The sequence below is a fragment of the Bradyrhizobium sp. sBnM-33 genome (genome assembly GCF_032917945.1).
GTDB lineage: Bacteria > Pseudomonadota > Alphaproteobacteria > Rhizobiales > Xanthobacteraceae > Bradyrhizobium.
Map to the genome: position 1 here is coordinate 3,059,041 of NZ_CP136624.1, position 21,858 is coordinate 3,080,898.

The following is a 21,858-nucleotide window of genomic DNA, read 5'->3' on the forward strand; positions in this document are numbered from 1 at the left end:
GCTGGTAGCACCAGCTAACGCCACCCCATGGACCATGCCGTCCGGCTAGAACTTCAAGTTCGCGAATGCCCGCACACCGATGCCCGGCAGCAGGACCTCGTCCTTGTTGAAGGACGCCGAATTGCGAATGTTCTCGTTCAACAGGTTGTTGCCGACGAGGCCGACCATCATCTCGCGTGCGCCGAACCAGGAAGAATCAAGCTTGGTCTTGTAGCTGATCTCTGCCTTCAACAGATTGTAGCCTGCCGTTGACGTCTCGCCGATCGGGGCGATGTCGTTCTGGGCGAAGGCGTGCAGCAGATTGATCCGCGTGAGCCAATTGGCATCGCGCCAGAACAGGCCGCCGCCCACGCGCACGGGCGGGATGCGCGGGACATTGGTGCCGTCGTCGAAGGTTGCGCGGACGACGTCGAACTGGTTCTCGATGCCCCAGGTGCCGCCGTAGAGCGGCCCGACGTCCAACTGACTCTGGAACTCACCGCCACGGAAGGTAGCGTCGCGCTGCGAATAGATCGCCTGGTTCAGCTCAAGGGGAAAAGCCGGGTCCGCAGGACCGACGCAAGCGACATCTTCGCAGGTATTGCCGGTGAGACGGCGGTAAATGAAGCCATTGAACTTGGTGTAGTAAGCCGTCGCCTCGAACCTGAAGGGGCCGGTGGCGCGCCGTAGTCCGATCTCGATCGATTTGGCGGTCTCGATGCCGAGATTGGGATTGCCAATATCGAAGGTGACAGTTGCTTCGTGCGGTCCGCGCGAAAACAATTCCGCCGGCTTGGGCGCGCGCTCGATGTATTGAGCGGTGATGCTTGCGACCAGTTGACCTGGAAGATCCTGGATCAAGCCGATGCTCGCGCTCTTCGGCGTGAAGCTCAGATTGCGCGCCGTAGGCGGGCCTACGTCGCCGGGATTGGCATTGAGGTCGAACAGCTCCGGAATAAATGCCGGCGTCGTTCCGCTGAGACTGACATGCTCAATACGACCCGCGATCTGCGCCTTGGTTGAGTCAGTGAACTTCAACTCGTTGAAGACATAGCCGGCGACCCTGTTATTCTTGTTAGGATCAAACAACCCGTTAAGCGGGCTGCCCGGATCGTCCGGGCTTGATCCCGTCAGTTCCTGATGCCCGGCCTGCAAACCGAAGGCGGTCGTCACAGCGGCAAAGCGCGCGTTGAACGGCGCCATTTGCACCTCGACACGCCCTTCCTGCTCCTTGTTGGTAAAGGTCTGCCGCACGCCAAGGGACGAGAAGTCGGCGGGATCGGCGAGCGCGATCTCGTTGTGCTTGTAATCGGTGGCGCCTGCCCAGAACCTGATGGCGTCGATCGCCGCCCCATCCGGCCGGTATTCGCCCTTGGCCGTGAATTTGGTTTGGCGCGCGTCGATCCGGGACTGGTGATCGGAGGGCTCAATTCCGGGAATGCGGTACAGCGTGTCGTTCTGCGTGATCGCCGCGCCGATAAATCCGCCATCGAAGATGTAGGAGCCGCCAATCGATGCACCAGCCGCCTGCATCGCCGAATTGGGCTGCCGGCCGTTGACCGGGCGGGTCTGGTCGAACAAATACGGATAGCTCGGAATGCTGTAATCGCTGGCCTTGCGGCCATAGGCGTCGGCATGAACAGCGAAATTGCCACCGCCGGCATCGATCAGGATGCCGCCATCGACACCGCGGTCGACGGAACTGACGGCCGTTCGGGTTTCGACCGTGACGCAGGAAGGTGATCCCACATTTGCGAGCGGCGCCTTCGCCGGCAGTCCGTAGGTCTGGAATGGTGTGGCCGCGCATGAAGGCAGGGCGTCCGGGATGCGATTGTTGGTCGCGCTGACGACGCCTCCGATCGATGTTGATCCGTAGCGCAACGCCGCCGGACCACGGATGACTTCGACCTGGTTTGTCGCCAATGGATCGACCGGCACGAAATGGTCTTCGCCGAGATCGGAGGCGCCGCCAGCGTTGGTGCCGTTCTCGATGATGCCGACGCGATTGACGTCGAGGCCCCGGATGATCGGCCGGCTCGAGGCACCGGGCGCGAAGGTTGAGCCGGTAATGCCGGGCTTCGAAAACAGTAGATCGCCAAGCTGGGCGGTGCCTTGGCGGCGGATCTCCTCGTTGGGCACGACGGTAACGGTTGCGAATTGGTCGGTCACGACCGGCAGCACGCCCTGCTGGGGCGCGGCGGCGACGGGGGCCGGTTGCGGTTCTGGCGCGCGCTCGCGGTTCTGGCCGGGCGCTGCGCGGGCGACGCGCGCCGGCGTTCGTACGGGCACGGGTTTGCGCCGCACGATCGGGCTCGGCGCCGTCACGGTAATTTCGGGCAGATGTGTCGAAGCGGTTGGCGATGCCGCGCCCTGCGCCATCGCGGCGGTGCCCGCTGCGCACAGCAATAGCCAGCTAGCCCCACCGATGTGGAACGCACGTTTCTTCTTGAATGTCATGGTCCGATCCTGATTCCGTCGATGTGCGACGGACGATTCCGATTCCCTCAAGAACCGCGCCTCACGCGGCAATCCCTTGGGGAGTGCACTAATTCAATCGGTGTCAGGAGGCGGGCGGTGCGCGAGACTGGAACGCGAGATGAGACGAGCCGAGGTGCGCGAATTCAGCGCCGGTGACCAGGTACAGAAGTTCGACAGCCCCCGGCAACTGCAGTACGGGCGGCGTGATGAACAGGAAATTGTTGGCCAGGGAGAGGACGGCGCAGATCGCGCAGGTATTGGCCGTGTGCTGGTCGTCATCGTGGCCCGCAGGCTGCTGCGGCTGCGCGGCTTCGGGGTGCACATCTCCTGCAGCAACGGGCGTGACGACCGCAAGATTTGCGCCGACCAGCCCGCTTTGAACGGCCGGTGGGGCCTGCGTGGCCGCCGCGTGAAAATGCCCGCACGACAGCGCAAACTGGATCGCGAGCGCAAACAGCGCCAACCGCGAGCCGTGCTTGAGGTGTTTTCGGAACCAGTTCACGACGATTGACGCCTTGTCCCCGGGGCGGCTCAGGCATCTCGCCGTCCCAGTGTTACATTATAACGTCGCGAAGACCGCGGAGTGTCAATCGACACCGGAGTGCCGTCTTTCCGGAGCCCTGACAATTCCGCCAAGTGTGGGATTCGCGCAACATCGGCGCTTTTGCCCCCGCGCACCCCCTAGCTGATTCACACATCTTTGAGGGTCTCCCAGGCGGAAGCCACGCCCAAGAAGTATTGGAGGCCATGCCTCATGGTGATGGGGCCGGGTTTGGTGCGAGGGTATCCATCCCATCCGCCGAGGCGAGCAATGATCCATGAGGCCCAAGCCAAGGTTTGCGGGCGATGTGGATTGCTTTGGAGTTTGGTTCTGCCTTCGTACTTGGTGGCCAGTGCGGCGAGCAGCTTGATCTGCTCTTTGTTGAACGCGTTGCTGGCAGGTTCGGCGCTGCGTCCGTCGCGAGCCTGAACCAGTTGCAGGATCACGACGGCAGCCTTGGCGGCGATCGCGGTGAGCTTGAGCAGCCGATCGGCGGTTTCGATCCGGCTGTCTTCGAGTTGCAGCCCCTGCGTTTTGATCAGGCGGAACAGCTGCTCGATAATCCAACGCTTTTTGTACCAGTTGACGATCTGCCAGGCAGACGCGACATCGTTCACGTCATGGGTCGTCAGCAGGTACCAGTGCAGCGGCTCGACGCCCGCTGGCGGATCGACTTCAACGACCTCGACCAAAGCGAGTTCGACTGTCCGCGGTAAGTCGGCAGACGCGTTCTGCGGCCTTCTGAGGGTGACCCGACCGAACCGCAGCACCAGCTTGGCCTGTCGGGCGGGCCGATCGGCACGCGCCACAACGTCGATGGTGGCAGTGTCGACGACGGGCCAACTGCTGGCGGTGGCATACATGCTTGCACCGTCGGCCAGCACGCGATCATGCATGCTCCGCGTCAACAGATGGAAGTTTGAGGCCGATACGCTCGCCCATTTGGCATAGATGTCGCCCTCGCGATCGTCGATCACCGTGACCATCGTGGCCGCAGAGAGCACCTGCTTGGCTCGATGGGCCGTGCTGATCCAACGTTCCGACTCCTTGCTCCAGTGGCCGCTGATCGTGCGGCACCGTAACCCGGCCCTGGCGCGTCCAAATCTTCCCGCCTACCAGCCCCAGACAGGCGTCACTGGCGGCATCCACGGCGGCCATCGCATGCAACAGCAAGCCGTGGCTGTTCCCTTTGCCGATCTCACCCAGCCCGCGCCGACGCTCGGGTTGGGTCCTAAAGTTGATCTCGCTTGTATCCTGGATCGCCAGCACGTGCCGGCCGGCCGCCGCAACCGCCGTCTGTTCGCCCCAGCCTGCGAGCAGTGCTTCCAAGCTCACGTTCTCATTGGCGAGAAATCGGCCGTATCGGACTATCTTGGCCCGATCACCATCCGCCGCTCGACGCAAGCACGAGCTGGCGCGCGTGACCATCCCTTCGAGCAGAGCCGCCCCCCTTTATCGAGACGGCCATCCCCGAACCGACCAAGCCTGAATTGTTCGTTCAACATCTTGGCACCTCAATGGAATCGAAGTGCCAGATACAGAATCACAGCAGACCGTCGCTGCGGAAGGCCAAATCAAGACATCGAGTCATTCCGTCGCAGCCGGCAATGTGTGCATCTGCTAGCGCGCACCCCGCCTGTTTTGCCAGTTGACAACCTCGCAACCTTCCGCTGTTATGTTATAACATTGCATTTTTCGCCACCGACGGTGTCCCTTGCATGCGTCTTCCTCTCCGGTTGGGGCCCCGTGAGCTCAAGAGGCTTTTCGATCTCCATGCGAAAACTCCCCGTCACCGTCTTGTCCGGCTTCCTCGGGGCTGGAAAGACAACTTTGATGAATCACGTGCTCAACAATCGCCAAGGCCTGAAGGTTGCGGTGATTGTGAACGACATGAGCGAAGTCAACATCGACGCAGACCTCGTCCGCGATGGCGGTGCGAACCTCTCGCGGACTGACGAAAAGCTGGTCGAGATGACCAACGGTTGCATCTGCTGCACGCTGCGCGACGATTTGTTGAAGGAAGTGCGGGCGCTCGCCGAGAGCGAACGGTTCGACTATTTGCTGATCGAATCCACCGGCATCTCGGAACCGCTTCCGGTCGCGGCGACCTTCGATTTCCGGTCCGAAGACGGAGAAAGCCTGTCCGACGTGGCAAGCCTCGACACGATGGTCACGGTCGTCGATGCCGCCAATCTGCTGAAGAACTATTCCTCTACCGTGTTTCTGGCGGATCGCGGTGAGTCGCTCGGCGAAAGCGACAGGCGCACACTGGTGGATCTCTTGGTCGAGCAGATCGAATTTGCCGATGTGATCGTACTCAACAAGATCGATGCGGCGTCGCAGGGAGAACGCGACTCCGCCCGAATGATTATCCGGTCTCTAAATCCCGAGGCCGATATCATCGAGACCAATTTCTCCAATGCACCGCTGGAGCGCATTCTCAATACCGGCCGTTTCGATTTCGAGCGCGCGCAGCAACACCCGCTGTGGTTCAAGGAGCTTTATGGCTTTGCAGACCATAGGCCCGAGACCGAAGAATACGGCGTCAAGAACTTCGTCTATCGCGCGCGACGGCCGTTCGAGCCTGCGAAATTTCACCAATTCCTGAAAGAAAGCTGGCCTGGCGTCATCCGCGCCAAGGGACATTTCTGGATCGCAACTCGCCCGCAATGGCTTGGCGAATTGAGCCAGGCCGGCGCGATCGTCCGAACCGAAGGGCTGGGCTTCTGGTGGGCGAATGTGCCGGTAGATCGGTGGCCGGACGATCCGTTCTGGCGACAATCGCTCAAGAAGAACTGGAGCGAGGTGTACGGTGATCGCCGGCAGGAGATCGTCTTCATCGGCACGAATATGGATCAGGAGGCGATCACGGCACGTCTTGATGCGTGCCTTGTTTCAGGAAAGCCGGGAATGCGCGTTGCGGAATGGTCCGGGCTCGTCGATCCATTCCCGAGGTGGCGACGCGCGGCCGAGGCTGCGTAGGGCGCATCGGCGAGGCGGGCGTGCCCTCAGCGCCCTTCGCGCACCCAGGTCGCGGCGAACGCGCCGAGCAGCAGCAGCAATCCGACAATCCCGGCGAACATCGGCAGTACGCCGACGCCTTTGACGACGCTGGCGTCACGCATTTTGACGCCCATCCAGCCGTCGCCGTGGAAGATGCCGGAGGCACGCACCGGCACGACGCGGGGCAGGTCGACGCTTCCGCCATCGGCGACGCGGCGGGCGTCGCCGCCGGTGGCCTGCGCTAACGGTTTCAGCATTTCGGTCGTCGAGGTGACTTCCGAAAATTCCTTCGGGTTGGTCGGCCCGACATTGATCAGCGCTTTCAGCGCGCCGTCGGTTGCCTGCCACAGCCCGAGCTCGTTGGCAGGAATGGTCGCCCGCCAGGTGCCGGGCTCGCTTGCCGTCAGCGTCAGCTCCTTGGTGGCGCCGCTCGGCGAGGTCACCGTTACCGGCGGCACGTTGTCGGCCATGGTCTGGCGCAGCACCACGAGGTCCTTGCCCTGGGTTTGAAGGCGCAGCGCTTCTTCGTCGAGATCAGGCTGCTTCATCAGCCAGTGCGACATCCGCCGCAGCAGATCGAGATGCGGGCCGCCGCCCTCATAGCCGCGCGCCCACAGCCAGATGTGGTCCGACAATAGAAGCGCAACGCGGCCTTCGCCGAAGCGCGACAGCAGCAGCAACGGCTTGCCGTCGGCGCCGGTCATCACGGGAGAGCCGATCGCGTTGCGCGTATCGACGGTACGGAAGAAGCGGCTCCAGCGCGGCGGCTCGCTGGCGGAGCCTTCGAGGCCGCGCGTCACCGGATGACGCTTACCGGCGTCGCTCAGATGCGCGTAAAACGGCTTCTCGGTGACGCCGACGGGCTCGGCCGGCAGCACCGTATCCAGCGGCGTGCGCCAGATACTGGTAGTGGAGGCGTAATCGGGGCCGGCCGATACCAGCACCGCACCGCCGGCGCGGACATAGCGCGCCATGTTGTCGAAATAGGCAATCGGCAGCACGCCCTGGCGGGCATAACGGTCGAAGATGATCAGCTGGAATTCGTTGATCCTCTGCTGGAACAATTCGCGCGTCGGAAACGCGATCAGCGACAATTCGTTAATCGGCGTGCCGTCCTGTTTCTCCGGCGGGCGCAGAATCGTGAAATGGACGAGGTCGATGCTGGCGTCCGACTTCAGCAAATTGCGCCAGGTGCGTTCGCCGGAATGCGGCTCGCCTGATACCAGCAGCACGCGGAGCTTGTCGCGCACGCCTTCGATTGCGACCACAGCGCGGTTATTGACCGGAGTCAGTTCGTTCTCGAGGGGCGAAGCCTCAATCTCGATGATGTTCGGGCCGGCATGCTTGATGTCGACCTCGACATTGGCGGTCTGGCCACTCGAGAGGTTGCGCTCATTGATCACCTCACCGTCACGGCGCACCACGATCTTGGCGCGCTGGCCGGTAACGCCCTGATCGTCGAGCCGGTATGTGATGGTCTGCGGCTGTCCGACGATACCGAAACGCGGCGCAGCCGAAATCGCGATGCGACGGTCGCGCTCGTCCTTGCGGCCGGTGATGAGTGCATGCACCGGCGCCTGGAAACCGACGGCCGCGGCGTTGGCAGGAATGTCATGCACCCGGCCATCGGTGATCAGGAACGCTCCGGCGACGCGGTCGACGGGAACGTCTGATAGCGCCGAGGACAGCGCGCCGAACAGTTTTGTGCCGTCGGTTTCGCCGTCGGCCTGTCCAGCCTCGACGACGCGGACTTCCAGTCCCTTAATCTTCTTCAGCGTATCGACCAGCGCCTCCTGCGCCTTCGCGGTCTCCTGGTTACGCGTGCCGAAATTCTGGCTCGGGCTCTTGTCGATCACGACGGCGGCGACGGATGATAACGGCTCGCGGTCCTCGCGGGTGAAGGAGGGATTGGCGAGCGCCAGCAGGATCAGCGCCAGCGCCGCGACGCGCACCGCGGCACCGCGCGCACGGCCGAGCAGCAATAGCGCAGAAATCGCGACGATCGCGGCCAGCGCGATCCAGAGCACGATTGCCGGAACGAGGGGAGTGAACGCGATACCGTAGCTCATGGCGTATTCCTATCGGCATCGTCGTGCCCGGGCTTGTCCCGGGTATCCACGTCTTTCTCGCCAAGTATCAAAGCGTGGACGGCCGGGTATAGGCGTGCGACAGCGACGCCGTCCTTGAGACGGCGATGCCCGGCCACGACGGCGTGATTGTGGAAGCCAGTAACGTTCATCGCGCCCATCATTGCCCCAACCGTTCGAGCAGGGCCGGCACGTGGACCTGGTCGGCCTTGTAGTTGCCGGTCAGGGTGTACATCACGATGTTGACGCCGGAGCGGAAGGCGAATTCGCGCTGGCGCGGCTCGTTCGGCGTCAGCGGCAGCATCGGCTGGCCGTCCGGGCGATGCGCCCAGGCGCCGGCGAGATCGTTCGAGGTGATGATGATGGGCGAGACGCCGTCGCCGCCGCGCGCCGGGCGCGAGGCCGTCTCGTCTTCATCCTCGCGCGGCAGGGTCTCGACCCAGGTCTGGCCCGAGGTGAAGCGGCCGGGAAAATCGCGCAGCAGATAAAACGTCTTGGTCAACACATGCTCGCGCGGCACCGGCTCAAGTTCAGGCACGTCCAGGGAGGAGAGAATTTCGCGCAAGGTGCGCATGCCCGACGTCTGCGACGCGCCGTTCTCGCCCGGCGGCGCCTCGACCGCGTCGCGGGTATCGAACAGCACCGTGCCGCCCTGTTTCATATAGGCGTCGATGCGGTTGATGGCGTCCTGCGGCGGCTTCGGCGCGCCCGGTACCACCGGCCAGTAGATCAGTGGGAAAAACGCCAGTTCGTCCTTTGCGGGATCGATGCCGACGGGATCGCCGGCCTCTAGCGCCGTGCGCTGCGCCAGGAATAGCGTCAGTCCGGCCATGCCCGCCTTGACGATGGAATCGACGTCGGCGTTTCCGGTGACGACATAGGCAAGGCGCGTCTGCGACACCGCCTTCATGGCGAACTCATCGTTGCCTTGGGCCCGCGTCGGCGAGGGCGCGATCGAACTCGCAGACAGGATCAGGGCCAGTAGAACGGTGGCAGCCGCCGTGCGCCGCCGCCACAGAGCGGCAAGACCCGCGCCCAGCATCGCGACCACGACCGCGTCGATCAGGAACAGCACCAGCGACGATGACAGCAGGATGCCGCGCAAATCGCGCGGTTCGGCGTTGGTGTAGCTGGCGCGCTGCGCGCGCAACGAGGATGTATCGAGCGGCGCGATGCGATCGGCCGAAGCTAGGGTGTTGACCGCGATCGGGCCATCGGCCGGGCCGTAGAAGCCTGGCGGATGGTCTGATGTGGCGCGATCGCGATAATCCGCGGGCATCGGCTTGGCGGTCGAGGGCGGTGGCCCGAATGCGCCGAAACCATCGAGTGTGCGCAGTGGCGCCACCGTCTCGACATTGGTCGCCTCGCTCGCAACGCCAGCACCGGGCTTCGTGGTGTAGCCGGACATGTCGACCAGCCGCCGCAGCATCTCGACGAAGCTGCCGGACATCGGCAAGTCAGACCAGCGCGAGTCGGCGCCGACATGGAACAGGCTGACAATGCCCCTGCCGCGATGTTCGCCGGTCACCAGCGGCGTGCCGTCTTCCAGCGATGCCCAGGTCTTGGTGGCGAGCACCGCATCCGGCTCGGCCAGCACCTGCCGGTTCACGGTGACATCCTTGGGCACTGCGAGGCCCGCGAACGGAGCGTCGGCGGCAAAGGAGGCCAGATGCTGCGGCTTTTCCCAGGTCAGGCTGCCGCCGAGGGTGCGGCCGCCGCGACGCAGTTTCACTGGCACCAGATCGTCATCGGCCTGCGCCAGGCGGGGACCTGCGAAACGCACCAGCACGCCGCCCTGATCGATCCATGCGTTCAGCCGCTCGCGGATTTCCGGCGACAGCGTGCCGACATCGGCGAGCACGATCATCGGCAGCCGCTGATCGAGGAATTGCGCGATCACCTGTTGCGGCGCGCCGCGGTCGCCGAGCCGCACGTCGGCGAATGGCGACAGGGCGCGGGTCAGATAGAAAGTCGATGCCAATAGCGGCTGGGCGGTATCGCTGGTCGCGCCGGTGACGACGCCGACGGCGCGCCGCCGCCATCGCTTGTCGAGCAATTGCACCGCGCCGGCCGATCGTTCACCCGAAATTTCCAGTCGCGAAATGTCATTGCGCAGTTCGACCGGCAGATCGAACGCCGCTTCGCTTTCGCGGTCCTGCATGCCGAAAGCGTAGCGCGCCTCGCCGATCGGCGAGCCCTTGGCGTCGGTCGCGCGAACCACGCCGGCTGCGACGCCGCCGGTGGTGCGCAGCACCTTGACCGTCATCTTGGCCGCGGCGTTTTCGGCGGCGACCAACGCCTGCGCAGGCGCCGCGCCGCCCTCGAACACCGTCAGCTTGCGCTCGCCGATGGTCTTGCCGAGATTCTCGACGAATTCGGCGCCGCGCCCGGTATCGACGCCGTCGGACAGCCACGCGATCTCGGCGTCGCCAGTGGCTTTCAGGAAGCGGTCGAGCGCGCCGAGCGTCTCGACGCGGTCGATCGAATGGGGCTTTGGTGCAATCTGGCGCAGCGCGACGCGCGCGGTACCGGCCGGCATCAGCGTGATGTCGCGCGCGGGTTCGGAGAGCGGAACCAGCGCCACGCCGCGGCGGTCATTGTCGGCATTGGCGATCAGTTCGTCAGCGGACTTGATCCGGGTGTCCCAGCTTGCAGCCGCGCTCCAGCCGTCGTCGAGCAGGATCACCAACGGCGCGTTACTGCCGCCGACCGCGGTCTGTGGATTCCAGATCGGGCCGGCGGCGGCAAGGATGACCAGCGCCGCGGCGGCGAGGCGCAGCGCCGTCAGCCACCATGGCGTGCGCGACGGGGTTTCTTCCCGGGGCCTGATGTCGAACAACAGCCGCGTCGGCGGAAACTCGATCCGTCTTGGCCGCGGCGGCATCACGCGCAACAGCCACCACAGCACCGGCAGGCTCAAGAGGCCCAGCAGAAGCAGCGGTTGCGCAAAGCTTAAGGGGAGGGCTGCCATCATGCGCTGCGCCCCGCCTTGACCGTTGAGCCGCGCACGTTTCCTTTGGCTGCCATCATGCCGGAATGCAGGAACAGCAGCAGTTCGGCGGCGGACCGGCTGGTGGTGTGGGTCGAGAACAGCCAGTCGAGCTTGTTGGTTTCGCTGCGGATCTCGTCGCGGTGCAGCGCGACGCGGGCGACATAGTCGCTGGCCCAGCTCTCGGCGCGGCCGGCAGTGATGACGCCAAAACCTTCCGGCTCGACGAATTCGACCCGGCCGGCATAGGGAAAGGTCTCCTCGGCGGGATCGACGACCTGGATCAGCGTGCCATGGGCGCCGGAGGCCGAAAGCCCTGCGAGCATCGTCCTGATTTCGCTCATCGGCGACCAGAAGTCGGACAGCACGACAATTTCGGCCAGCGCCGACGGCACGAAGGAGGGCGGCAGGCTCGCGCGCACCGCATCGTCATGCAGCATCGCCTGCGCCATCTTGTCGATCACGTTGCGGCTTGCGGTCGGGGTCATCAGGCCGGGAATGCCGACGCGTTCTCCGCCCGAAACCAGGAGTTCGGCGAGCGCAAATGTCACGATCAGGCCACGCTCCAGCTTGGAGTCGCGGGCGCCCTTGGAAGCAAATGCCATCGACGGCGAACGGTCGGGCCACAGCCAGATCGTATGCGCAGCCTCCCATTCCTGCTCGCGGACATAGAGATGATCGTCGCGCGCCGAGCGCCGCCAGTCGACGTTCTGCGACGGCTCGCCGGAGACGAAGCGGCGATATTGCCAAAAGCTCTCGCCGGCGCCGGCGCGGCGCCTGCCGTGCAAGCCATGGATGACGTTGGCAGCGATGCGGCGGGCGTCGAGCACGAGACGGGGCAGCGATGCGGCGAGCGTTCGGCTTTCGCCATCGGCACGTCGGATCGCAACAATCTCCCTGTTCTCGTGGCTGGTCTCTGCGGCCATCAACCAATCCGCGTCTTCAATTGTCTGATTACGTCGGGAATGGTGCGGCCTTCCGCGCGCGCCGAGAAGGTCAGCGCCATGCGGTGCTTGAGAATGGGCTCGGCGAGATCGAGCACGTCGTCGATCGACGGCGCAAGGCGGCCGTCGAGCAAGGCGCGGGCACGGACCGCCAACATCAGCGATTGGCTGGCGCGCGGGCCTGGCCCCCAGGCGATCAGCTTGTCACTGCCGCCTTCCGGGTCGGGTCGCGCGGCGCGCACCAGCGACAGGATCGCCTCGACGACGCTGTCGCCGACCGGCAGGCGCCGCACCAGCCGCTGCGCCGCGATCAGGGTTTCCGCGTCCATCGAGGCCTTGGCGAGCGTCTCTTCCGCGCCTGTCGTCTCGAACAGGATGCGGCGTTCGGCGTCGCGATCGGGATAATCGACGTCGATTTCCATCAGGAAGCGGTCGAGCTGCGCCTCGGGCAGGGGATAGGTGCCTTCCTGCTCCAGCGGGTTTTGCGTGGCGAGCACGTGGAACGGTTTTGGGAGATCATGCCGCGCGCCCGCAACCGTGATGTGCTGTTCCTGCATGGCTTGCAGCAGCGCCGATTGCGTCCGCGGGCTGGCGCGGTTGATCTCGTCGGCCATCAGGAGCTGCGCGAATACCGGTCCGGAGATGAAACGGAATGACCGCTTGCCGGAATTGCTCTCGTCCAGCACCTCGGCGCCCAGAATGTCCGACGGCATCAGGTCCGGCGTGAACTGGATGCGCTTGGCGTCCAGTCCGAGCGTGATGCCCAAGGTTTCGACAAGCTTGGTCTTGGCGAGGCCGGGAACACCGATCAAGAGCGCGTGGCCACCGGACAGGATCGTCACCAGGGTGTTTTCGATCACCCGCTCCTGGCCGAAGATGACGGTGGAGATCGCTTCCTTCGCGGCGCGGATCTGGCCGGCGACCTGCTCCGCCGACCGGACGATCGCGTCCTCGAGTTTCTCGACACCGTCTGCACTCGCCATGACTTTCTCCTTCAAGCACCTAACCGCTCATGACACCGCTGGTTGCGTCGTCATGCCACGAACTCATGCTAAACCTGTGCAAAGGCCATGCATTCGTTGAATTAAACTATCCCCACATTATCGGTATTTCGGGGTATGAACGGCATCACGATATGGCGACTTGATCCGCAATAGTACGGACCCAAATCGTCGGGAACACATATCTCGGTATATGTGTGCACCAATCGTGCCAATCGAGGCGCCGAGACTCAGGGCAAACAATGGCGAAGCAAGGGCAAACCAGCGGCCAACGGCACGAAGGCAAGGATTCTGACAGCAAGGGGCTTGAAGGTCTGACGGTTGCCGCCAGGGAAGCCGTCAATCGCACCCAAGCCGGAAAGGGACTGCCTCCGGTCCATCTGTGGAATCCGCCGTTCTGCGGCGATCTCGATATGCGAATCGCAGGCGACGGTACGTGGTTCTACATGGGGACGCCAATCGGGCGTCCGGCGCTGGTGCGGCTGTTTTCGACCATTCTCAAGCGCGAGGACGGCAAGCACTTTCTCGTGACCCCGGTCGAGAAGGTCGGCATCCGCGTCGACGATGCGCCGTTCCTGGCGGTGGAGATGCAAAACGAGGCCGGCGATCGCGGCCGGCTGCTCCGCTTCCGCACCAATGTCGACGACTGGGTGCCGTGCGATTCCGCGCATCGCCTGCGCTTCGAGGTGGCCGCCGACGGTGGGCTGACTCCCTACCTGCATGTCCGCGCCGATCTGTGGGCGAAGGTGACGCGCGCGCTTTATTACGATCTGGTTGACTTGGGGGAAGAGCGGATGGTCGATGGTCAGCCGATGTTCGGCGTCGAGTCCGGCGGCGAGTTCTTTGCCATGGCGGACGCGAAGCAGGTGAGGGATGCGGTTTGAACGAGCCGATGCTGAAGAAGATGGAGGCGGCGGCTCCGGTCAACTCGACCGAGTTCTTCGCGCGAAGCAAGGCCCGGCTGAACTTCGACGTGCCGCCCGGTCTGGTCGATCCCAACATCGTTCCGCGGACTGGTGATGCGGGCAACGACCGCATGCTTGAGATCATCGCGCGCGAGCAGCCGGTGCGCCCGGCGGCAGTGTTGATCCCGGTGGTCGATCATCGCGAGCCGACCGTATTGCTCACGCAGCGCTCGCCGCATCTTTCCAGCCACGCCGGCCAGATTTCCTTCCCGGGCGGCAAGATCGATGCAACCGACGCTTCGCCGCTCGATGCCGCCTTGCGCGAGGCGGAGGAGGAAGTCGGTCTCAAGCGCGAGTTCATCGAGCCGATCGGCTATCTCGATCTTTATGGAACCGCCTTCGGGTTTCGTATCCTGCCGACAGTGGCGCGTGTGAAGCCCGGCTTTGAGCTGACGATCAATGAAGGCGAGGTGGTCGACGCCTTCGAGGTCCCGCTGGCTTTCCTGATGAATCCCGAGAACCATCAGATCCATTCCAAGGAATTCCGCGGCATGGAGCGCTCCTATTATGCCATGCCGTTCGCCGAGCGTTACATATGGGGCGCGACCGCGGGGATCCTTCGCGTGCTATATGAGCGGATTTATCTCGCATGATCCGTCCGATTCTCACCGAAATCGCAATATTCCTGATCCCGTTCGCGGTCTACGCGCTGTTCCTGATTGCCACTCGTTCCGGCGTCTTCGCGTCCTCCTCCTGGCCGGCACATCTTGTTGCCAAACTAGCGCTGGGATCGCTGCTGCTGGTCGCCATCAGCTTCGTCCTGCTGGCGCAGTTTTCCGGCGCACCGCCGAATTCGAGCTATGTTCCAGCGCAGCTGGAAGACGGCAAGCTGGTTCACGGGGGGGAGAAATGAGCGAGGCACGCGTGCTGTCGGACGCGCCCTGGCTGAGATCCGGTCCGGCCGCGCGCGTGCTCGCGTTGCTCAATGGCGAGGGCGAGGAAGCCCGCGTGATCGGCGGCGCCGTGCGCAATGCGCTTCTGAAAATTCCTCTCGGCGATGTCGATATCGCGACAACGGCGTTGCCCGACGAGGTCGTCCGCCGCGCCAAGGCGGCCGGCATCAAATGCGTCCCGACCGGGATCGACCACGGCACGGTCACGCTGGTCGTCGAATCTCACCCATTCGAGGTTACGACCTTGCGTGAGGACACCGAGACCTTTGGCCGCAAGGCCAGGGTTGCGTTCGGGCGCAACTGGATTCGCGATGCGGAACGGCGCGATTTCACCATCAATGGGCTTTCCGTCGACGCCGAGGGTGTCGTGCACGACCATGTCGGCGGGCTTGCCGATATCCAGGCCAAACGCGTGCGTTTCATCGGCGACGCCGGACAGCGCATCGCCGAGGATTATTTGCGCATCCTGCGCTTCTTTCGCATGCATGCCGCCTACGGGGCGGGCGAGCCTGATCGTGCCGGATATCTCGCCTGCATCGACGGGCGTGCGGGGCTTTCGAGTCTTTCCGCCGAACGCGTGCGCATGGAGATATTGAAGCTGTTGATCGCGGAAGGCGCCGCGGTTTCGGTGCAGGCGATGGCGGATGCCGGCCTGCTGCTGCTGATCTTCGGCGGCGTCGCCTACACGGGGACATTCGCGGCGATGATCGCGGCCGAACGGGCGCTGGGCCTGCCGCCGAGCGCCGTGCGCCGGCTCGCCGCGCTTACGGTCGCCGTCACCGAGGACGCCAGGCGCGTCTCGGCGCGGCTTCGGCTTTCCAACGCGGAAGCCAAAGCGCTGGATTCAATGGGCCATCGCTGGTGGCGGCTTGCGAGCAAGGACGACGCGCGAGCGCGGCAGCTTCTCTATCGGCTCGGCGAGGATCCCTACCGCGACCGGCTGATGCTGGCGTGGGCGCGGGCAGGCGGAATCGGTGATGGCGCCGCGCGCTGGCGTGAGCTTGCAACGTTGCCGCAGCGCTGGAGCGCGCCGAAATTTCCGCTGAAAGCGGCCGACTTCATCTCCCGCGGCATTGCCGAAGGTCCCGGCCTCGGTCACGTGCTGACGCTTGCGGAAGACGCCTGGTTGGCCGCGGATTTTCCGCTTGAACCATCCGCGCTTGCCGCGATCGCCGACCAGGCCGCCGCCCGTTTCACCCGCGATCACCGGCTGTGAATATTCTGGCCGGGTTTGCCGATGTTTCGCTAGGTCAACTCGTGCTGGTCGGAGGCATGTCGCTATTGGCCTCCGTCATCGGCGGACTTGCCGGCTATGGTACCGGCGCCTTGATGCCGCTGGTCCTCGTGCCGCTGGTCGGCGCCGAGCCCGTGGTGCCGATCATCGCGATCTCAGCGATCTTCACCAATATCAGCCGCTTCGTGGCGTATTTTCGCTACGCGGACCGGCGGCGCGCGCTGATCGTGATCGGCGCCGCCATGCTCACAACAGCGCTCGGCGCCTATGGCTACACGCGGCTGACCAGCGCCGGTGCGGCGCTCGTAATCGGCGGCATGCTGGTCCTGAGCGTGCCGCTACGCCGGCTGGCCAAGCACCGCGATATCAGGATCGGCGACACCGGCCTCGGCGTCAGCGCAGTAGGCTATGGCGTGGTGGTCGGCGGCACATCGGGTTCCGGGGTGATCCTGCTGTCGCTCTTGATGGCCTCCGGTCTCGAGGGAGCTGCCGTGATCGCTACCGACGCGGTGATCTCGGTCGTGATCGGTCTCATCAAGATTTCGGTGTTCGGCCTTGCCGGCGTCGTCACCGCGCAGGTGCTTGCCTTCGCGCTCCTGATCGGCGCCATCGCAATTCCCGGCGCGTTCCTTGCGAAAGCCTTCGTTGAACGCATGCCGGTGCATATCCATACTGCGATCCTCGACACCGCCGTGATTGTCGGCGGCCTCGTCATGATCACCGCGGCGCTGCGGCACTGATTGGGATCAATGCGTGAGCGATGCCGTGCGGATCGGGAAGCAGTTGATATTCGGTATGTTGCGGACCAGCGGCACGCTGCACAGGAAGCCGACCGGACGGTACTTCACCCGAATTCGCTCCATCTGATGCAGCGCCAGGCTGCTGAACGCGCTGACCCGGCCGGCCAGATCGTCCAGTTGGGCATTGATCTCTTTCTCGCGCTCGACGATTTCCTTCTCCTTCGCGATGTCCCGATCGCTTCGGGAGGCCCATTGCCGCGCTGCTGCTAGTCTGTCGTGCGCGGCCTCGAAGCAGTAGTGCATCGTCAGGACATGGTGCTTGGCGCTGTACCAATAGATTCGCTTTGCTGCCCTGTCCTGAGGGCCGGCGCAGATCCGGACGAATGCATCTTTGGGCTTGGTCCGGTCGTCGACGCCTCGTTTCTCGGCGATTGCGCAATATTCATCGTCTGCAACTTCCTTGGTGGGCGTATCGTCCTCGACATGCACGTTTCCGAACGCCGGAAAATTATACTTGTCGGAACAGTCGAAGGCGTACTCGCGCAACACCTGCCGTGACAGCGGATCGTCGCCGATGTTATGCTTCTCGGCCGGGTCGCGATAGGTATTGCTTGCCCAGTCGATATAGACTTCCGCCTTTCGCGTCAGCACGTCGATATTTTCGCGCAGTGCGATCCGCGCCTTTTCGTAACGCTCGGAAATCGCCTGCGCATTCTTGGTGTCGAGCGCCTTGTCGCTGGCGTCGAACTTTTCCCTCACGGCACGCGTGAAATCGGAATACAGGGTTTGCTGCAATGCCTGCATTTCGGCGAATGCGCGCGAAATCTCAGTGTATGTCGCTGTCGCCGCGGCCATGTCTTCCTTGGCTTGGCTCCCCACCTTCTCCTGATAGGCGTTGAGGTACTGGAAATAGCCGACCACAAGGCTGCTCGCCACGGTAACCATCGACAGCCCTTTGACGATGTCGAACCCGTGATTGAACTTCCAGAGCCACCTGAGCGGGCCGAATTTTGGTGCGATATCGTCTGCCGGAGGCGGCTGCTTGTGCGTGTCGACGTTCGGCATTGGTGAACTCCCATCCCACGGACTTCAACCTTCGACCAACGTCGGTACGATCTGCGATTGCGGGCTACCGCACTGTGAGGCAACGCACATTGCACGCGATCGTGTCATGCCGCGGTGAGCCGATAGTGGAACTTCTGACGCTCTTTCACCCCTTGCGGGGCAGCAGTTCCGCCAGCGAGCGAATGATGCGGTCGGGCTTCACGGTGGAATCCGGCGGCAGGCCGTCGCCATGCACGTCGATCCAGATGGCGTAAATACCGAGCCGCTGCGGCGCCACCACTTCCCATTCCAGATTGTCGCCGATCATCCAGGTCTCGGGTGCGGTGACGCCGAGCGCCTGCATCGCGTGCAGATAGGCGCGCTCATCCGGCTTGCCGAAACCGTGCTCGCCCTCGATCTGGATGTGATCGAAGCGGTGCGACAACGCAAAGCGCTCGACCTTGGCGCGCTGGGCACCCGCGGCGCCGTTCGTCACCAGCGCCAGCTTGACGCCGCGCGCCTTCAGTTCGTCTATGGCGTCATGCGCGCCGGGGAAGACGAACATTTCCTCTTCTCGGTAGGCGGTGAAGCGGTCTGCCAACCGTATCGCGAGGTCTTCAGGCAAAACGTGACCGCCTTCGGCAAGCGCGGCAAATCCGTTCCTGACGGTGACGCGCCGTGCCTCATCGAGCTTCAGCCGCCATTCGGCTTCGGCAACGGCCCAGAATTTGCGCGCGGAATCCAGAACGGCGGCGGCAACCTGCTGCGAGGTCAGGGGGGCGAACTCGGCGGCGAACTCGGACGTGACATTGTGCCAGGCGATCTCCGGGCGGCCATAGGCCGACAGGATGGTGTCATCCATATCGATCAGCATCGCGCGGGGCAGGTGGGTCATTGTTTCGCGGCCATCTCACTTCGAGCGTCGTCGGCCGCGGGAAGCAGCGGCGGACTTGCCGCGAATATCAGATCACCCGCACCGGGTCCAATCCCGGGAAACGACGCCGCCGGACCATCAATCCCGGCGGCGTCAAAAAGTGCCTCACGCCACCTTGTTGGCGCGGTCGTCCTCTTCCTCGTCCTCGTCTTCCTCTTCGTCCTCGTCTTCGTCGTCTTCTTCGTCGTCCTCTGACGTATCGGCTTCGGCGAGCTCCAGGACAGCAAGCGGCAGCGTCTCGCGGAACAGATCGCCTTCATTGCCCATCCATACGCACGCAACGTTGCCGTCTTTGACCTCCACCACACTGAGAGGATGGCCGCCGGACTTCAGAATGACGACGTCGCCTGGTTTCAAATCCATGATTACTCCTCGGATTACATGACACGAATCGCACCATAGCGATCAGTCATGACAACCAATCATGCGATCATGGCCACTTTACCTCTGGCGGCATCGACGAGAGGATAGAATCCACATTGCCGCCGGTCTTTAGCCCGAAGATGGTGCCGCGGTCGTAGAGCAGATTGAACTCGACGTAGCGCCCGCGCCGGATCAACTGTTCCTCGCGGTCGGCGGCATTCCAGGGCAAGGCGAAATTGCGGCGGACCAGTTCAGGATAGATTTTCAGGAAGGCGCGGCCGACCTCCTGGGTAAAGGCGAGGTCGGCGTCCCAGTCGCCCGAGTCATGCCAGTCGTAGAAGATGCCACCGATGCCGCGTGCTTCCTTGCGATGCGGCAAATAGAAATATTCGTCACACCATTTTTTGTACTTGTCGTAGTCGGCGACGCTGTTCGGTCCGCCACATGCCTCTTTCATCGCCTGATGGAAGGCCAGCGTGTCGGGGTCATCCTGGGTGCGCCGGCGGTCGAGCACCGGCGTCAGGTCCGCGCCGCCGCCGAACCAGGCCTTGGTGGTGACCACGAAGCGGGTGTTCATGTGGACCGCCGGCACATGCGGGTTGCGCATGTGCGTGATCAGCGAAATGCCTGATGCCCAGAATCTGGGATCGTCAGCCGCACCCGGAATTTGTGCGCGGAACTCGGGGGCGAACTCGCCATGCACGGTCGAGCAGTGCACGCCGACCTTCTCGAACAGCCGCCCGCGCATCATCGACATCACCCCGCCGCCTCCTGGCCTGCCGGTGTGGTCGGTGCGGTCCCAGGGCGTGCGCACGAAGCGACCGGCATCGCCGGGATAGAGGGCAGGCGGCGCTTCGTCTTCGAGCTTTTCAAAGGCCGCGCAGATGTCGTTGCGCAATGCTTCGAACCAGGCCCTCGCGCGCCTCTTGCGATCCTCGATTAGTGAGATGTCCATTAGGTATTCCCCGGCCTGCTTCCGTCATTGCGAGCGGAGCGAAGCAATCCATAGTGCCACGAAAAAGAATGGATTGCTTCCGCCTTCGCTCTTCGAGCTACGGCGGACAAGTCGTCGCTTCGCTCCTCGCAATGACGGTGAAAGTTACCCTTGCGGCCCGAAATAGGTGCAGCTCTCGTTGCAACTGTCGCGATGAACGCTGACGCGGGTGATCTTGCCGGCGTGCTGGACTCGCTCGAAGATATAGCGCGAGATATTTTCCAGCGTCGGCGCCCCCAGCGCCTCGACGTTGTTGAGGAGCTTGTGGTCGAGGGCTTTCCGAACCTCTTCCATGCTGCGTTCGAGCAGGCCGAGATCCAGCACCATGCCGGTTTCCGGGTCGGGCGTGCCGCGCACGCTCACTTCGGCGCGAAACGAGTGGCCGTGAATTTCCTCGCTGGCCGCGCCGAAGGTTGTTCCCTTCAGGGAATGCGCAGCTTCGAAGCGAAACGATTTCGTCAGTTCCCACATCTTGAAAATCTACATCCTATCTGATGCCAAGCGTCTTGTGCGTCTGCAGGCTGAGCCGCCATTGCGGATGGCGTAGGCAGTAATCGACCGCACGCGCGGTGTTCTCGATCACGTCGGGTCCATCCATCGGCTGCAGCGAAAAGCGCTCGAACTCGAGGCCCGCAAAATTTTCCGGCGGCGCGCCCGCCTGCGGATAGACCAGCTTCAATTCGTGACCGCGGCGCACCACAAGATCGGCGCCGGCTTTCGGACTGACGCAGACCCAGTCCACCCCTTCGGGCGGCTCGATCGTGCCGTTGGTCTCGATACCAATGGCGAAGCCGCGCGCATGCAGTGCATCGATGAAGGCGGGATCGACCTGCAGCAGCGGCTCGCCGCCGGTCAGGACCACATAGCGGTTGGTGCTGTCGCCCGTCCATTGCCCGGCGATAGTATCGGCGAGTTCGTCCGCCGATGCATAGCGGCCCCCGAGCGTGCCGTCGGTGCCGACAAAGTCGGTATCGCAGAATTGGCAGGTGGCGCTGGCGCGGTCCTGCTCGCGGCCGCTCCAGAGATTGCAGCCGGAAAAGCGGCAAAACACCGCCGCGCGGCCCGCATGCGCGCCTTCGCCCTGCAAGGTCAGAAATATCTCTTTGACCGCGTAGCTCACCATCTCTCCTTGAGAACCGCGTCCGCTTGTACCGCGGAACCGGTCTGCCGCAGCGCCTCGCCTAATGCCATGGCGGCGGCCATGGCGACATTGAGCGAACGCAAGCCCGGCCTGATTGGAATCACCAGCCGCGCATCGGCGGCAGACACAACTTCGGCGGTAACCCCTGCGGATTCGCGCCCGAACAGCAGCACATCGTCCGGCCGGTAGTTGAAATCCAGATAGGAACTGGAGCCCTTGGTCGTAAACAGCACCAGCCGGAAACCCGCCTCGTTACGCCATTGCTCGAATTTTTGCCATGAGTCATGGCGCGTGATGGCGACATGATCTAGATAGTCCATTCCCGCCCGGCGGAAATGGCGGTCCGAGGTCGCAAATCCGGCCGGCTCTATAATATGGGCGGCCACGCCGAGGCATGCACAGAGGCGCAGAATCGTCCCGGTGTTCTGGGGAATATCGGGCTGGAAGAGGGCGATATGCATGTGTCTAGGCTTCGGACGCGCGGATGAAATGACTGAATAATCACGGTCGGGCGCTGATTTAGTGCAT

At 63.6% G+C, this 21,858-nt stretch carries 20 protein-coding genes; 6 read left to right on the forward strand and 14 right to left on the reverse strand.

The features are described 5' to 3' along the window. Positions 1–45: 45 nt before the first annotated feature. The 3 genes from RX328_RS14125 to RX328_RS14135 form a co-directional block, all read right to left on the reverse strand. Entirely contained in the window at positions 46–2,436 is a 2,391-nt protein-coding gene (locus RX328_RS14125) for a TonB-dependent receptor (protein WP_213253862.1), read from the reverse strand. Between the two features lie 103 nt (positions 2,437–2,539). Next, entirely contained in the window at positions 2,540–2,959 is a 420-nt protein-coding gene (locus RX328_RS14130; protein WP_213253863.1) for a DUF2946 family protein, read from the reverse strand. A gap of 188 nt (positions 2,960–3,147) precedes the next feature. After that, positions 3,148–4,002 (reverse strand): IS4 family transposase, encoded by an 855-nt coding sequence (locus RX328_RS14135; RefSeq protein WP_317258735.1) that lies wholly within the window; start codon positions 4,000–4,002, stop codon positions 3,148–3,150. Positions 4,003–4,771: 769 nt separating this feature from the next. Here RX328_RS14135 and zigA point away from each other — a divergent pair. Continuing rightward, positions 4,772–5,980: a zinc metallochaperone GTPase ZigA gene (gene zigA, locus RX328_RS14140; protein ID WP_213252182.1), complete on the forward strand. Its 1,209-nt coding sequence runs from the start codon at positions 4,772–4,774 to the stop codon at positions 5,978–5,980. A gap of 26 nt (positions 5,981–6,006) precedes the next feature. On the opposite strand, the gene RX328_RS14145 is transcribed toward zigA, so the two are convergent. The 4 genes from RX328_RS14145 to RX328_RS14160 all read right to left on the reverse strand — a co-directional run bounded on the left by RX328_RS14145 (position 6,007) and on the right by RX328_RS14160 (position 13,004). Continuing rightward, positions 6,007–8,070 (reverse strand): hypothetical protein, encoded by a 2,064-nt coding sequence (locus RX328_RS14145; protein ID WP_213252183.1) that lies wholly within the window; start codon positions 8,068–8,070, stop codon positions 6,007–6,009. A 178-nt stretch (positions 8,071–8,248) separates the two neighbouring features. Beyond that, positions 8,249–11,059, reverse strand: a complete 2,811-nt coding sequence (locus RX328_RS14150) for a DUF4159 domain-containing protein (RefSeq protein WP_213252285.1) — start codon at positions 11,057–11,059, stop codon at positions 8,249–8,251. Further along, a complete protein-coding gene (locus RX328_RS14155) occupies positions 11,059–12,003 on the reverse strand; it encodes a DUF58 domain-containing protein (RefSeq protein ID WP_213252184.1) in 945 nt (314 codons plus the stop codon). The genes RX328_RS14150 and RX328_RS14155 overlap by 1 nt, the downstream gene beginning before the upstream one ends. Then, on the reverse strand, positions 12,003–13,004 hold the full coding sequence (locus tag RX328_RS14160; protein ID WP_213252185.1) for an AAA family ATPase: 1,002 nt from the start codon (positions 13,002–13,004) through the stop codon (positions 12,003–12,005). The genes RX328_RS14155 and RX328_RS14160 overlap by 1 nt, the downstream gene beginning before the upstream one ends. 260 nt (positions 13,005–13,264) lie before the next feature. On the opposite strand from RX328_RS14160, the gene RX328_RS14165 reads away from it, so the two are divergent. The 5 genes from RX328_RS14165 to RX328_RS14185 are packed head-to-tail and all read left to right on the forward strand — an operon-like array spanning position 13,265 to position 16,854. Beyond that, the gene (locus RX328_RS14165; protein ID WP_213252186.1) at positions 13,265–13,906 is read left to right on the forward strand and encodes a DUF1285 domain-containing protein; all 642 of its coding nucleotides are present in this window, start codon (positions 13,265–13,267) and stop codon (positions 13,904–13,906) included. Positions 13,907–13,914: 8 nt separating this feature from the next. After that, the gene (locus RX328_RS14170; RefSeq protein ID WP_409410813.1) at positions 13,915–14,580 is read left to right on the forward strand and encodes a CoA pyrophosphatase; all 666 of its coding nucleotides are present in this window, start codon (positions 13,915–13,917) and stop codon (positions 14,578–14,580) included. After that, positions 14,577–14,840: a DUF6111 family protein gene (locus tag RX328_RS14175; RefSeq protein ID WP_213252188.1), complete on the forward strand. Its 264-nt coding sequence runs from the start codon at positions 14,577–14,579 to the stop codon at positions 14,838–14,840. The genes RX328_RS14170 and RX328_RS14175 overlap by 4 nt, the downstream gene beginning before the upstream one ends. Beyond that, the gene (locus RX328_RS14180) at positions 14,837–16,096 is read left to right on the forward strand and encodes a CCA tRNA nucleotidyltransferase (protein ID WP_213252189.1); all 1,260 of its coding nucleotides are present in this window, start codon (positions 14,837–14,839) and stop codon (positions 16,094–16,096) included. Before RX328_RS14175 ends, RX328_RS14180 begins: the two co-directional genes overlap by 4 nt. After that, positions 16,093–16,854, forward strand: coding sequence for a sulfite exporter TauE/SafE family protein (locus RX328_RS14185; protein ID WP_213252190.1), 762 nt, complete (start codon positions 16,093–16,095; stop codon positions 16,852–16,854). The genes RX328_RS14180 and RX328_RS14185 overlap by 4 nt, the downstream gene beginning before the upstream one ends. Positions 16,855–16,860: 6 nt before the next feature. On the opposite strand, the gene RX328_RS14190 is transcribed toward RX328_RS14185, so the two are convergent. From RX328_RS14190 to RX328_RS14220, 7 genes are all read right to left on the reverse strand, one after another. Continuing rightward, positions 16,861–17,919, reverse strand: coding sequence for a hypothetical protein (locus tag RX328_RS14190; protein ID WP_213252191.1), 1,059 nt, complete (start codon positions 17,917–17,919; stop codon positions 16,861–16,863). A 145-nt stretch (positions 17,920–18,064) separates the two neighbouring features. After that, on the reverse strand, positions 18,065–18,793 hold the full coding sequence (locus tag RX328_RS14195; RefSeq protein WP_213252192.1) for an HAD family hydrolase: 729 nt from the start codon (positions 18,791–18,793) through the stop codon (positions 18,065–18,067). Between the two features lie 144 nt (positions 18,794–18,937). Further along, positions 18,938–19,195 (reverse strand): YodC family protein, encoded by a 258-nt coding sequence (locus RX328_RS14200; RefSeq protein ID WP_213252193.1) that lies wholly within the window; start codon positions 19,193–19,195, stop codon positions 18,938–18,940. 67 nt (positions 19,196–19,262) lie between these two features. Beyond that, positions 19,263–20,150 (reverse strand): oxygen-dependent coproporphyrinogen oxidase, encoded by an 888-nt coding sequence (hemF, locus tag RX328_RS14205; protein WP_213252194.1) that lies wholly within the window; start codon positions 20,148–20,150, stop codon positions 19,263–19,265. 144 nt (positions 20,151–20,294) lie between these two features. Next, entirely contained in the window at positions 20,295–20,660 is a 366-nt protein-coding gene (locus RX328_RS14210) for a 6-pyruvoyl trahydropterin synthase family protein (protein ID WP_213252195.1), read from the reverse strand. Between the two features lie 16 nt (positions 20,661–20,676). Continuing rightward, positions 20,677–21,309, reverse strand: coding sequence for a 7-carboxy-7-deazaguanine synthase (queE, locus tag RX328_RS14215; RefSeq protein WP_213252196.1), 633 nt, complete (start codon positions 21,307–21,309; stop codon positions 20,677–20,679). Continuing rightward, complete coding sequence (locus RX328_RS14220; RefSeq protein WP_213252197.1) at positions 21,306–21,791, reverse strand: tRNA (cytidine(34)-2'-O)-methyltransferase; 486 nt, start codon at positions 21,789–21,791, stop codon at positions 21,306–21,308. The genes queE and RX328_RS14220 overlap by 4 nt, the downstream gene beginning before the upstream one ends. Positions 21,792–21,858 lie beyond the last annotated feature (67 nt).

Coding starts and splice junctions, on each gene's coding strand:
- RX328_RS14125 (WP_213253862.1), bottom strand. CDS start 2,436: ATGACATTCAAGAAGAAACGTGCGTTCCACATCGGTGGGGCTAGCTGG.
- zigA (WP_213252182.1), top strand. CDS start 4,772: ATGCGAAAACTCCCCGTCACCGTCTTGTCCGGCTTCCTCGGGGCTGGA.
- RX328_RS14145 (WP_213252183.1), bottom strand. CDS start 8,070: ATGAGCTACGGTATCGCGTTCACTCCCCTCGTTCCGGCAATCGTGCTC.
- RX328_RS14150 (WP_213252285.1), bottom strand. CDS start 11,059: ATGGCAGCCCTCCCCTTAAGCTTTGCGCAACCGCTGCTTCTGCTGGGC.
- RX328_RS14155 (WP_213252184.1), bottom strand. CDS start 12,003: ATGGCCGCAGAGACCAGCCACGAGAACAGGGAGATTGTTGCGATCCGA.
- RX328_RS14160 (WP_213252185.1), bottom strand. CDS start 13,004: ATGGCGAGTGCAGACGGTGTCGAGAAACTCGAGGACGCGATCGTCCGG.
- RX328_RS14165 (WP_213252186.1), top strand. CDS start 13,265: ATGGCGAAGCAAGGGCAAACCAGCGGCCAACGGCACGAAGGCAAGGAT.
- RX328_RS14170 (WP_409410813.1), top strand. CDS start 13,915: ATGCTGAAGAAGATGGAGGCGGCGGCTCCGGTCAACTCGACCGAGTTC.
- RX328_RS14175 (WP_213252188.1), top strand. CDS start 14,577: ATGATCCGTCCGATTCTCACCGAAATCGCAATATTCCTGATCCCGTTC.
- RX328_RS14180 (WP_213252189.1), top strand. CDS start 14,837: ATGAGCGAGGCACGCGTGCTGTCGGACGCGCCCTGGCTGAGATCCGGT.
- RX328_RS14190 (WP_213252191.1), bottom strand. CDS start 17,919: ATGCCGAACGTCGACACGCACAAGCAGCCGCCTCCGGCAGACGATATC.
- RX328_RS14195 (WP_213252192.1), bottom strand. CDS start 18,793: ATGACCCACCTGCCCCGCGCGATGCTGATCGATATGGATGACACCATC.
- RX328_RS14200 (WP_213252193.1), bottom strand. CDS start 19,195: ATGGATTTGAAACCAGGCGACGTCGTCATTCTGAAGTCCGGCGGCCAT.
- hemF (WP_213252194.1), bottom strand. CDS start 20,150: ATGGACATCTCACTAATCGAGGATCGCAAGAGGCGCGCGAGGGCCTGG.
- RX328_RS14210 (WP_213252195.1), bottom strand. CDS start 20,660: ATGTGGGAACTGACGAAATCGTTTCGCTTCGAAGCTGCGCATTCCCTG.
- RX328_RS14220 (WP_213252197.1), bottom strand. CDS start 21,791: ATGCATATCGCCCTCTTCCAGCCCGATATTCCCCAGAACACCGGGACG.